The following is an 11936-nucleotide window of genomic DNA, read 5'->3' on the forward strand; positions in this document are numbered from 1 at the left end:
TACGTCGGCTTTAGATCATTGAGAGATGAGATGGAACGGTATAATTGAGTCTTTGACGGTTGGGTGGGGCTCGCCAGGGAAGAGTGTGATTGTTTCGGATAAAAGGGAAGATAATCCCAAATTGATAAGTGGCTTTGTTAGGGTTCTAGGAATACCTTTAATCATAAAAATCGATCTGTTAGTTTGTGAGACCTGGGTTAATCGCTTCTGACGCTCGATACATTTTCTTCCACTCATTCACGCCGTTTCTCTAATCAAATTTGAAGGATAATGTTCTCTTTATGACTTTTAATAAGGCGACAGCCATAGGCTTAGTAGCTATTTTACTTTGGAGCACCATTGTAGGTCTTATGAGAAGTGTTACCGGAGCACTCGGCGCTGTAGGCGGGGCTGCGATGATCTATACGCTTAGTTCATTGATCCTATTATTGACCGTAGGCTTTCCTAAACTTTCTAAGTTTCCACGTAAGTATGTTATTTGGGGAGGCCTTCTTTTTGTAGTTTACGAATTATGTCTTTCTCTTTCTGTTGGATTAGCGAAATCCGATTCACAAGCTATCGAAGTGAGCATGGTGAACTATCTCTGGCCAAGCATGACGTTGTTGCTGGCATGTATAGCTGATGGAAAAAAATTGCGTCCTCTCATGCTAATTGGAATGTTTGTATGCCTTGCTGGCGTAGGTAAAGTTATTGGTGGTGCAAACGGACTTTCAATACCTGGCATGATCGATAATCTTGCTTCCAATCCTATTAGCTACGGTCTTGCTTTTTCAGGCGCAATCATATGGAGTTTCTACTGTGTCTTGACCAAAAAAATAGCTGAAGGCTGCAATGGCATTACTCTATTTTTTATGCTCACAGCTGCTGTTCTATGGTTGAAATTCAGTCTGTCTGATAACGTTAATATGGATTTTACTCCTACTGTGATCATAAACCTGTTACTCGTTGCTTGCTCAATGGGGCTGGGGTATGCAGCATGGAATACGGGTATTCTGCACGGTAATGTGACTGTTTTGGCAACTGCATCGTATTTTACACCTGTGTTTTCGGCCCTATTTGCGGCATTACTATTAGGCGAGTCTCTCGGCTATACTTTCTGGATAGGGGCTTTGATGGTAAGTCTTGGATCGGTACTCTGTTGGTGGGTTACACGTAAAAGTTAGTATCAGTGAACAATTTGGAGTGCTGATTGAATTAACACTGGAGCTTACCCTAAGTGTGGGCTGTCGCTCTGAGAGGAATTGTATTGTAGACGCACCGAGTGGTACATAAGCTGTAGAATATCAAGTATATTCCTTCTCGTACTCCCCCCGGCAGTGCAAGGCAGAGTGTAGTGGGGTAGGGACACTCCTTTCCTCCTTGCTCATACCCAAGCGCTACTATTTTAAGAGATGTCCACGATGACAGATCATGAATTTTCCTCTTAACTATGCCTATTCTCGTTACTAGGACAAAATGATGATACCCATCTGGCGTGGTAGTTCCCCCCTTACATTGGCTACAGCCCTTTTCTTTCTTGTTAGTAGTCAGTCGAACGCCGCTATACCGGATTTGGCGGCAGAGCCCGCCCCATTAGGCTCGCACGTGACGACACTACCGGAATTAAAAAAACCGGAAGGTCTGCGGCCTTGTTGTGCTTTTGGTCATGATCTGCAGGCGGAGTTAAAAGGCGCTCCCGTCCCTTTCTATCGTCTCAATAACATCGTGGAAAGCCATGACTTAGGTAAGCATCGTTATAACGATAGTTTCGTGCGTGGATTAACCAGTATGGTCGGCGGCGGTAGCGAGAAAAACGGTATTGTGTATACCCAACACGGTGGGTTTATCGATACCGCGCATGTGCGAGACAGTATGGATATGACCTATTGGGTGGCGAGTCAATTGCTTCAGCATCCGGGAAGCGCATTGCGGGTTAGACTCGGTGATGAACTCGCTCATCGGGAGATAGTTGTGCATCCTTACCGGGTACCTAGCGACCCGCAAGCAGCGTTCAGCGTGGCAGTGTGGACTGCTGCACGGGTTGCGTTCGACCTTGCCGCGTGGCATGAAATTGCCCAGTGGTATGGCTTTGAATCAGTGCCAGGTTTCTCAGAGGGTGTATCGGCTTTCTCTCCCGAGGATCTATATTCCAACTTGGTCGGGGTACGCCTTGCCGCCGCGCTATTGTTGACCGGGGAGGGGGCTGAACTGAAGCAGTATAACCAGCAGGCGACGCAAGTCTTAACCCAAGCGCTGGACCAACTGGGCGCAGTGTCTCGGCAAGAGACTGCGCGACAATTTGACAGGTTAGACGGTCAATGGTGGGATAGCCAGCAGCGAGTACCCAATAAATGGTTAGTGTTACATCGTAATTATTTCACCGGTAGCACACGTCGACCCACGCCGATCCCGGGGGAACCCTCGGCAGATCATCTATTAGCCTTGCCGCAAGAGGTGGCGGGGGTGACGTTGGACAAGGTCGCGATGCTGGAGCTACTGCCCACTCGTTCCTCTTCGTCACTGCCTGCGTTTTCGGGAAGCCTGACACGCGACGATTTCCCGCGGTTGGCGCAGCAGGCTGAGGCACAAGATACCCAATCGCTCTCCGCCCGCTCGCCAGCGAGTGTAAAATGATGCGTTAGACCGCGACCCGCATGCCGCCATCGACAAACAGTAGATGGCCGTTAACGAAGTCGGAGGCTTTCGATGATAGGAAGACGGCGGCGCCGATTAGCTCTTCAGGGTTTCCCCAGCGCGCCGCAGGTGTGCGTTTGGTTAGCCAATCGGTAAAGGCCTGGTCGTCGACCAATGCTTGCGTCATTTCGGTAGCGAAGTAGCCGGGGGCAATGCCGTTAACTTGAATATTATAGCGTGCTAATTCGACGCACATCCCACGGGTTAGCATGGTGACTGCGCCTTTTGAGGCAGCATAAGGCGTAATCGTGTCACGACCTAACTCGCTCTGCATCGAGCCAATATTAATTATCTTACCCGCCTGACGTTTAGCCATATGGCGCGCGACGGTTTGCGATACGAGGAATACAGCCGTTTGGTTTACGGCGATGACGTCGTTCCAATCTTGCTCTGCAAACTCAAGAAACGGACGGCGGCGCTGTATACCTGCGTTATTGATCAGGATATCGATAGGACCTATTTTCGCCTCGATATCATCGATAGCTTGATTTACCTGATGAGAATCAGTCACATCGAAAGCGACCGCATGGGCGTTATGACCCAGTGCGCGAAGCTTCTCGGCAGCGCTCTGTGCACCGGCCTGTTGCGTGGCGTTGATAATAACTTCAGCCCCTGCCTCGGCTAATCCCTTCGCCATCAGAAACCCAATTCCCCGTCCTGATCCGGTAATGAGCGCGCGTTTAGTTGCCAGTGAGAAGAGTTGGCTCATGCAAGTTTTCCTTATTCATCATCAAGTAAAATCAATCGAGGCTTATTTAGCGAAATTAGCGCTGCTGTTAATGTGATCTATATCACTGTTTTTCTATTTTACAAATCGATGATACGCAAAGCGTGCGCTAGGCTCGCTTTCTTCCTCGCGATAGCACGGCGCAAGACGACTATTGAGGTTTACCCATCGCAAGATAACGTTGCATTTCCTCTTCTGGCACCATACTGCCACCGGTTGCCCAGACCAGATGCGTGGCCTTCTCAAGCTGCAACGTCGGTTCGCTGCATACCCACAATGGACCTTGCATACCGGCCAATGCCGAAGGCTCCAGTTGAATATTTTCCGTGCGATGGAGTAAAAGCTGTAAGTCCGCAAGTCGTTGGTCGCTTAGGGTGTAACAGCCGTCGATCAGCGATTGCATGGCACGTCCTACGAATCCTGAGGCACGACCCACGGCTAAGCCATCGGCGATGGTTTGATTATCTAGGCCAATATCTTGAACAGAGATGGCGTCGTGATAACCCGTGCTCATGCCAAGTAGCATACAGGGGGAGTGTGTCGGTTCGGCGAAGAAGCAGTGTACGGCATCGCCAAAGGCAAGCTTGAGTCCAAACGCCACGCCCCCCGGTCCACCACCTACACCACAGGGTAAGTAGACATAAAGCGGATGTTCGCGATCAACGTTAATGCCTAATGCTGCTAATTGCTCCGGGAGGCGTAAGCCAGCGACGGCATAGCCTAGGAATAGTGTGTGCGAGTGTTCGTCATCGATAAAGAAACAGTAGGGGTCGTCAGCCGCTGTTTGTCGGCCTTGCTCGACGGCAACGCTGTAGTCATCTTCGTGCTCGACCACGGTAACCTGGTGGTCTCTCAGCCGCTGTTTTTTCCACTCCCGGGCATCCGCTGACATATGAACGATAACTTGGAAGCCTAATGTTGCCCCCATAATCCCAATCGATAACCCAAGGTTGCCGGTCGATCCTACCGCAATTTTATAGCGCCCGAAAAATTCACGGCACTGGGGGGCTAAGAGGCGGCGGTAATCGTCCTGTTCGCGGATTAACCCCGCATCGAGGGCGAGTTTTTCCGCCAGAACCAGCACTTCGTAGATCCCACCACGCGCTTTGATCGAGCCTGAAATCGGCAGATGGCTATCTTTCTTCAACCAGAGTTTCCCCGCCAAAGGCCCTTGTTGCATGAGCGCCTGTTGCATAGCAGGGAGTGCCACCACCTCCGATTCAATGATCCCTCCTCGTGAGCGACTCTCTGGGAAGGCTTCAGCGATCAATGGGGCAAATCGTTGTAAGCGCGCCGCGGCCTCTTGGACGTCTTCTAACGTTAACCCTACCTGTATTAATCCTTCGGAAACAGGCAGTTGTTGCGGATTATTCCACAGCACAGGAGTCTGGGCAGCGAGTTGTTGTACGATTTCCAATCTATGCAGCTGAGCAAATTTAGCAGTCATAATCTTATTCACTTATTACAAAAATAGCGGTAGGTGACAGGATGACGAGTCATGGTGAAGCGCTAGCCAGAATACTGCGGTCATAGACCGACTGACAAGTGATCGCTGTTCAGCTAAGCCTGAAGAGATAGACTCAGCACGCAAAACTGATTTTTATTCCACAAAAATAGGATGGGTGACACTCTGAATAGTCCTCAAGTGTTTACAGGTTTTTGTATTGATGGTTGAGAAATATTCGATTGTTAACGCTGTTTAACGCCCAGTACCATCAGTCATCGAGAACTCGGGCTACAACTTTTACTCGCCTAGATCACGGTGAGGTGGCGATTGGCCTTATCGATAAGCATCTCAAACTCTACATCAGTTTCTTAGGTGACCGGTGGATAATCTGCAAGGGATCATTGATGAGCAGTAAGGCTTTACCGTGCATAATCTATTAGTTATATATTTTGCTGTACTCTGAAATAAACCTTACAAGGAGAGTGGGTTATGAGCGCTCAGGCTGTGGAAGGAATAGTACGCCGGATGACGTTGGGCGAGATAGTAATGGCTCGAATGGTGTTCGGTGAGTCGATAGTTTATAGCCGAGTCTGGATTCATTGTGACAGTTATCTACCTTTCGGACTGCAACATCAGCGCTACGCGATGACTCCTAACGGGGAGTTATGGTATAGGAAGTCGATGTATAGGGATGATTTTTCCGCAAACTCGGTTTTTATCGAAGATAGATATGTTTTCATTCATGAGCTAGCTCATGTCTGGCAATACCAACATGGTCAATGGGTAAGAATGCGGGGGGCATTCAGTTGGGCTGCTGAATATAGTTATAGACTGGATAAAGTAAAACTCACTGATTATTCACTTGAACAGCAAGCCTCGATTCTAGCTGATTATTGGTTACTGCTAGTTTATGGGACCGAGACATGGTCTTACTACCAGAAGCCTGGAAAAATGGGGAGATATAGGGGTGTTGATACGTTGCAGGATGTCTCCACGCTCTACCAAAAAATCGTAACCGGGAAAGGATATTAATCATGAAAAATAGGATATGGCTGCCCATCATTTTTCTCCTAACCGGATGTCCTGGACCGGGTGATCGAATGATAGATCGTGAATCTACAACCGTATCTATCAATGATAAGCAAGTTTGTGTGATTTCACCACTAAAGCCACAGCAACGGATCACGGCTATTCAAATCAACACTGATACGAACGACTCTCTTCACAAGATTTTCGATGACAAGCCTATTTATGTTCCAAAGGGTGAGTGCCTGCCTGTGTTCGGTTTTAGGTTTATTTTTGGTGAGCGCTATAACGTCGCTTATGGTGTCCAATCGAATCAGTCAGCGCCGCATTTAGTTATTGCTGAATTTTCTTATCCTAAAGAATAAGGGGCGATCGGCGCTGGTTCACTCAAACGTAAGTGTGTGGTTAAGTATAATGAAGGGTGTGTAGAGATCCCGTACACGGCGATGACATGAGGCGGGTGGCATTTAAGGTGATAATTGCACCGGTAATAGTCTAGAGTGAGTATAGGGTAGGCGAGCTTGCTTCAGCGAGCAACTTCCCTTAAGCTGAAAAAAGTTTAGAGATTTACTCTACATGACTCGGGGTGCCTGATGTTAAGGCTGAGAAATACCCGTACTACCTGAACTGGATAATGCCAGCGTAGGAAAGTCACTCGCCTCAACAGGGGCTGTCTTTCTGCCGCCGGTGGGAGACACCATGCCCACAGATACTGCCATACTAGAGCTTGAGAGCCTGACTGCCGAACAGGCGATCGCTCAGCTCGCCGTTCGTTCGCCACTCATTCACTGCATCACCAACACTGTCGTACAGAATTTTACCGCCAATATGCTGCTTGCCGCCGGGGCGATTCCCGCGATGATTATCGACCCGAGCGAATGCCAAGAGTTCGCAGCGGTCGCCGACGGACTACTGCTGAACGTCGGTACCTTGCATCATGAACATTGTCCTACCTACTACCATGCGGCGGAAAATGCTCACCGATTCGCGAAGCCTTGGGTGCTCGATCCGGTTGCGGTGGGCGGTTTAACACTGCGTACCGAATTTTGCCGTAAGCTACTTGCGTTGCGTCCCAGCATTATTCGCGGTAATGCCTCGGAGATAAGTGTATTGGCAGGAGAAGCGGCGACTGGACGTGGGCCAGAGACGCAAATGAGTACTGAGCAGGCACTCGCGGCTGCTCAGCAATTGGCCACCCATGCCGAGAGCATTGTAGTGATTACCGGCGAATACGATCTCATTACCGACGGTCAGCGAACGTATAAGGTTTCAGGCGGTAGCGCGCTGGCGACCCGCGTGACCGGCGCAGGCTGTGCGCTCTCTGCGCTATGTGCCGCCTTCGCGACGCTAGGTGGCGATCGCCTGATCAACGTTGCCAGTGGCTGTTGGATGATGTCACGGGCTGCTGAGTACGCGGCACAACACGCCGTTGGCCCTGGGACATTTGCGATGCATCTACTCGACGGATTTGCGCAGCTGAGGGCGGCGCCATGAGCCCTTATAATCTCCTCAGCATTGCCGGCACAGACCCGTCCGGGGGGGCGGGGATCCAAGCCGATCTGAAAACCTTTAGTGCGCTCGGTGGCTATGGCGCAAGTGTTATTACGGCGCTGGTGGCCCAAAACACCTGTGGAGTACAGGGGGTATTTCCGGTTTCGGCAGAGTTTGTCGGTCAGCAATTAGACTCGGTGCTGTCCGATGTTAATATTACCAGTGTGAAGATGGGGATGTTGCATCGCCAAGAGATTATTGAAACGGTGGCCACAGCCTTACAAGGCTCAATGATCCCTTGGCGCATAGTGGATACGGTAATGCTCGCAAAAAGTGGCGATCCTCTGTTAGATCCTGATGCGATACGTTGCTTGTGTGAGGTCTTGATCCCAACCGTTTCTATCATCACGCCTAATATTCCAGAAGCCGCGGCGCTACTCGATTGCCGTCCTGCACAGAGTGAACAGCAGATGCGCGATCAGGGCGAGCGACTCTTAGCACTAGGCTGTGAGGCGGTATTGATGAAAGGAGGGCATCTCCAAGCGGTAGAGAGTCCTGATTGGTTGATTACCTCAGCCGGACATCAACGTTTTACTCAGCCGAGAATCGCCACGCGTAACACTCATGGAACGGGATGCAGCTTATCGGCAGCCCTAGCAGCCCTTCGACCACACTGTACTGACTGGTCGCAGACGACGTGGCTAGCGAAACGCTGGTTACAAGGGGCGATTGCACATGCTGATGAGCTAGATGTTGGACAGGGTCATGGCCCCGTCCACCACTTTTATCAACATTGGCCGGTGACACTACCCCAATAGGGTACAAGGGCTGGGTAGACGAAAGCGGATCGCTTCGCCTAATACGTTGAAGTGAAAGCGAGTGCCGCTGTAGGGTTCGCCATCTAGATTAAAAGTCATGGTATGTTCGCTAGTGAGGGTAAATTCACTGGCGCGCTGATTGATGATATTCGGATTTTCATCATCACGCGTTAAGGCATGGAGCAGGGAGGGGAGAACCTCTTGGGCGGTGATAATGGTTAAGGCCAGCTGCTGATCATTGATCAAGGCGGTTGGGCATAATCGTTGTCCGCCCCCGGCGATACGGCCATTGCCGACCGCAATGACTAAGGCGTCGCCTTGCCATTGCCACTGTTCGCTAGTAATCGTGCAACTATCGGGCTTCAATCGGTCCATCCGTAGAAGTCCGTGCAGGATATAGGACGCGCCACCCAACGCTGATTTTAGCTTCTCTGGCGTCTCAGTGGTGATCCGCGTTCCAAAGCCACCCGTTGCCATGTTGATAAAGTAGTGCTGTTGGTTGACACACGCCAGGTCGATGGGATGAGCCGTCGCAGTCAGGGCTAACCGCAGCGCCGCCTCAGGTTCTTGGGGTATCCCCACACTGGTAGCGAAGTCATTCGCCGTTCCTAAAGGTAGTACGGCGAGGGGGGGACGTTGATCCGCGGAGAATTGCATTAAGCTATTTACTGCCTCGTTTAGGCTACCATCACCGCCGCCGACGATAAGGGTTGAACAGCGTGCAGCAATAGCTTCTTTAATGAAGCGATGGCAGTCACCAAACTCCCAGGTCACTCTGACTTGTAGGTTGATCCCCTCATCGCGCAATTGAGTGACCGCGTCACGGATGGTGGGCTCACTGGCTTTTTTGCCGTTTAAAATCAGAAACGCTGGGGCCATGCTCATTACCTTCGCTTAATCAAATGGGCTTCTTTATACCATATCTTGACGATGCGGCGCTTGTGTTGTCTGTCCCATTTCCAAATGGCGCACTAACAGTGCGAACTCAAGTGTTGTGTCGGCAGGGATGGGGAGCCATACACGATAACCATCACCGGGGGCCACGATGATATCTCGATGATTTTTATCTCTGAGAGTCGTAAGGGTAAACGAGAAGTTCCCCTTGGGCGTCATCACTTCCAACTGGTCACCGCACTGAAACTTATTTTTAACGATCACCTCGGCGAAACCTTGATCGCGCGCTTGGCTAAACTCACCCACAAATTGCTGGCGGTCGGACACGGAATAGCCCTGTTGAATATTCTGATAGCTATCGTGGGTATGGCGGCGTAAAAAACCTTCGGTATAGCCGCGGTGGGCTAAGCCTTCCAATGTGGTCAGGAGCGAGCGGTCAAAAGGCTTGCCGGCTTGCGCATCATCGATAGCTTTACGATACACCTGCGCAGTGCGCGCACAGTAGTAGAAGGACTTAGTGCGGCCTTCGATTTTCAAAGAGTGCACGCCGAGTTCGCTAAGGCGCGGCACATGTTCTACCGCACGTAAATCTTTCGAATTCATGATATAGGTCCCATGCTCATCTTCCGTCGCACTCATCGGTTCATCGGGACGCATTTTATCCGTTAAGAGCAGAGCCTGCTGGGTGGTCGGCCCTATGCCAAGGGTTGGGGCTGGCGAGACGCGCTCTACGATATCACCACACTCATTTTCACGGGCTGCGGTGACTTTATAGTCCCAGCGACAGGCGTTAGTACAGGTCCCTTGGTTAGGATCACGTTTATTTAAATAGCCCGAGAGTAAACAACGGCCGGAGTAGGCCATACAGAGCGCGCCATGTACGAACACTTCGAGTTCCATCTCGGGGACGCGTTGGCGGATCTCGGCAATTTCTTCTAACGATAGCTCACGAGAGAGAATGACTCGGCTGATGCCCTGAGTTTGCCAAAATGCGACGGTGGCCCAATTGACCGCATTTGCCTGTACTGACAGATGGATGGGGAGGGTGGGGAAGTGTTCGCGCACCAGCATGATTAACCCGGGGTCAGACATAATTAGTGCGTCGGGTTGCATCGCGACGACCGGCGTTAGATCGCGGATAAAGGTCTTAAGTTTTGCGTTATGCGGCGCAATATTGCTCACCACATAAAATTTCTTGCCCAATTGATGCGCTTCTTGAATGCCAAGCGCTAGATTTTCTAACGTAAATTCATTGTTTCTTACGCGCAGGCTATAGCGGGGTTGCCCCGCATAGACGGCATCTGCCCCATAGGCGAACGCATAGCGCATATTTTTTAGCGAACCGGCTGGAGAGAGTAATTCGGTTGTCATCGTCCTATCCCAAACTTAAGCAGAGCTGTCTATTTCCCTGCAAAAGTTGGGGATTCTAGGGGGCGAGTGGTAGCTCGACAATGACTAACCGCAGATGTCTTGATCTGACTACCTAAAAAGGGTATTCGCCCAGCGGGTCAGCCCTAGAGTGACTGAGCCGAAATCATCCCCTTGAATGATAGGGGTGTTCGGTAGCAGCTGTTCTAATGCGTGGCGCAGGAGAGGAGAGCGCGCGCTACCCCCCGTCAGATAGATGACCTCGGGGGTCAGTGTCGATTGCTCCATGACCTCGACGACCTGTTGTAGCATTTTTTGTAGAGGAGAATCGATCGCCTCGCGTAACGCGTCTGCAGATAAGCCGTGGTCTAGCCCCGCCTCAAGGTAGGCGAGATCAATGGTGGTCGACGATTGCGCTGAAAGGTCAATTTTCGCTTGCTCCGCGCTACGTACGAGCTGATAACTCTGCTTCTCTCGCCACAGCGTGAGCAGTCGTGCGACCGACTCGGGATGCTGGGCATCTTTGACCATTTGCTGTAACTGTTGACCGCCCGCGGCGCTATAGAAATCGCCTTGCGCCATCACATCGTTAATCGCCACCGCATTCCACCAAGGTAACAGCGGCAAGGCTTTACCCGAGCGAGAAGGGCTACCTGCCCCCAATAGCGGCATAAACTGCTTATAGGCCAGCATAATATCGAGGTCGTTCCCGCCGACGCGACAGCCGCTATGGGCGAGAAGACTCTCGTTTCGCTCCGCCTTATCACGCCACTGGGGGCCCATTAGTAGTAATGAGCAGTCGGTTGTTCCGCCGCCAATATCGACGACCAGTACTCGCGTTTCGCGAGTCAGTTGTGCTTCATACTCTAAGCCTGCGGCGACGGGCTCGAATTGAAACTCGACATCGCGAAAGCCTGCACGTAGGGCGGCACGACGCAGGATACCGACAGCCTGTTGGTTAGCATCCTCTCCCCCCGTTCCTTGGAAATTCACCGGGCGGCCAATCACCGCTTGTTCGATGGGGCTTTGCGTCTGTAACTCCGCTTGCTGACGGATGTGCAGCATCATGGCGCAGACGACATCGTCGAAAAAGGCAATCTGTTGAGGTTTAAGCCCTTTAGCGCCGAGGAAGGATTTGGGCGATTTCACAAACCACACGTCTTGAGGGTCTGCAATATATTGGTTGAGGGCATCCAAGCCAAACTGAACGCTATGCGCAGCCACCGGCAGGTCTTCATCACGGTTGGTACGTAGTGCCTGCTGTAATAGAGCCGTTTCGGCGGCGGTTTGATAGCTAACGCCGTGTTGGCGGTAGAGCCATTCGCTGACGACCGAACGGATCGGCGCGCTGATCATCGAGGGGAGTAATTTGTCGCTACCTGCTAGAGGCAGTTGTCGAAACTGACCTTCGCGTTCTATCGCAACTGAGCAGTTTGCTGTCCCATAATCGAAACCAATTACCATGTTATACCCCCCTTAATAAAAGGGGCGC

Annotated in this window: 11 protein-coding genes and 1 riboswitch; of the genes, 6 read left to right on the forward strand and 5 right to left on the reverse strand. The window is 51.1% G+C overall.

Annotation, left to right across the window (positions count from 1 at the left end; genetic code table 11):
• Positions 1-281: 281 nt before the first annotated feature.
• Together yddG and HGT70_RS05000 are read left to right on the forward strand one after the other, a co-directional pair.
• Positions 282-1163 carry an aromatic amino acid DMT transporter YddG gene (yddG, locus tag HGT70_RS04995; protein ID WP_214195093.1) on the forward strand — a complete coding sequence of 294 codons (882 nt, stop codon included), beginning with the start codon at positions 282-284 and terminating at the stop codon, positions 1161-1163.
• A gap of 292 nt (positions 1164-1455) precedes the next feature.
• Positions 1456-2613: a DUF4056 domain-containing protein gene (locus HGT70_RS05000; RefSeq protein WP_241569246.1), complete on the forward strand. Its 1158-nt coding sequence runs from the start codon at positions 1456-1458 to the stop codon at positions 2611-2613.
• Between the two features lie 4 nt (positions 2614-2617).
• Here the strand turns inward: HGT70_RS05000 and idnO are convergent, their stop codons facing one another.
• Positions 2618-3382 (reverse strand): gluconate 5-dehydrogenase, encoded by a 765-nt coding sequence (idnO, locus tag HGT70_RS05005; RefSeq protein WP_071430694.1) that lies wholly within the window; start codon positions 3380-3382, stop codon positions 2618-2620.
• Between the two features lie 169 nt (positions 3383-3551).
• The gene (locus tag HGT70_RS05010) at positions 3552-4847 is read right to left on the reverse strand and encodes a D-serine ammonia-lyase (RefSeq protein WP_214195094.1); all 1296 of its coding nucleotides are present in this window, start codon (positions 4845-4847) and stop codon (positions 3552-3554) included.
• A 489-nt stretch (positions 4848-5336) separates the two neighbouring features.
• Between HGT70_RS05010 and HGT70_RS05015 the strand changes: the two genes are divergently transcribed.
• The 4 genes from HGT70_RS05015 (at position 5337) to thiD (ending at position 8182) form a co-directional block, all read left to right on the forward strand.
• Positions 5337-5879 carry a type IV secretion protein Rhs gene (locus HGT70_RS05015; protein WP_214195095.1) on the forward strand — a complete coding sequence of 181 codons (543 nt, stop codon included), beginning with the start codon at positions 5337-5339 and terminating at the stop codon, positions 5877-5879.
• A gap of 2 nt (positions 5880-5881) precedes the next feature.
• Positions 5882-6238, forward strand: a complete 357-nt coding sequence (locus tag HGT70_RS05020) for a putative T6SS immunity periplasmic lipoprotein (RefSeq protein WP_071430688.1) — start codon at positions 5882-5884, stop codon at positions 6236-6238.
• 207 nt (positions 6239-6445) lie between these two features.
• Positions 6446-6539: riboswitch (TPP riboswitch) on the forward strand.
• Between the two features lie 33 nt (positions 6540-6572).
• Positions 6573-7367: a hydroxyethylthiazole kinase gene (gene thiM, locus HGT70_RS05025; RefSeq protein ID WP_214195096.1), complete on the forward strand. Its 795-nt coding sequence runs from the start codon at positions 6573-6575 to the stop codon at positions 7365-7367.
• Positions 7364-8182, forward strand: coding sequence for a bifunctional hydroxymethylpyrimidine kinase/phosphomethylpyrimidine kinase (thiD, locus tag HGT70_RS05030; RefSeq protein WP_214195097.1), 819 nt, complete (start codon positions 7364-7366; stop codon positions 8180-8182). Before thiM ends, thiD begins: the two co-directional genes overlap by 4 nt.
• Here thiD and yegS read toward each other — a convergent pair.
• The 3 genes from yegS to yegD form a co-directional block, all read right to left on the reverse strand.
• Positions 8171-9067 (reverse strand): lipid kinase YegS, encoded by an 897-nt coding sequence (gene yegS / locus HGT70_RS05035; protein WP_071430682.1) that lies wholly within the window; start codon positions 9065-9067, stop codon positions 8171-8173. The genes thiD and yegS overlap by 12 nt on opposite strands.
• A gap of 27 nt (positions 9068-9094) precedes the next feature.
• Positions 9095-10447, reverse strand: coding sequence for a prephenate-dependent tRNA uridine(34) hydroxylase TrhP (gene trhP, locus HGT70_RS05040; protein WP_214195098.1), 1353 nt, complete (start codon positions 10445-10447; stop codon positions 9095-9097).
• Positions 10448-10555: 108 nt separating this feature from the next.
• Positions 10556-11908, reverse strand: a complete 1353-nt coding sequence (gene yegD / locus HGT70_RS05045) for a molecular chaperone (RefSeq protein WP_214195099.1) — start codon at positions 11906-11908, stop codon at positions 10556-10558.
• Positions 11909-11936 lie beyond the last annotated feature (28 nt).

The organism is Rosenbergiella collisarenosi (assembly GCF_018494085.1).
GTDB classification, from domain to species: domain Bacteria; phylum Pseudomonadota; class Gammaproteobacteria; order Enterobacterales; family Enterobacteriaceae; genus Rosenbergiella; species Rosenbergiella collisarenosi.